Genomic DNA, 240 nt, shown 5'->3' with positions numbered 1-240 from the left:
CCGTGGCACCGCGCACGGCGACGCCGCCTGCGCCCGCGACGCAACGGGTCACGCTGTGCATGACGCGGGTCGTCATGACCGACTCACATCCTCCGGACGGGCCAGTGCCCGGGCCCGCCCGACGAGGTCGCGCAGGGTCGTGCCGGGCGAGCGTGGCCGCGTACGCCCAGTAGCGGCGCAGCTCACCCGCGGCGTACGTGCCGCCCGTCAGCTCGCGGGCGGCCGCGTCGGGGTCGGTGC

General features: G+C 77.5%; 1 protein-coding gene. It reads right to left on the bottom strand.

Annotation, left to right across the window (positions count from 1 at the left end; translation table 11 throughout):
- Nucleotides 1-240: hypothetical protein (locus ACR9ZK_RS23255; RefSeq protein WP_481344275.1), on the bottom strand; the 240-nt coding region annotated here is incomplete at both ends.

The sequence above is a fragment of the Monashia sp. HAY1-5C genome, assembly GCF_056755255.1.
The sequence above is the reverse complement of the archived record's forward strand: the minus strand, read 5'-3'. Positions and strand labels throughout refer to the sequence as shown.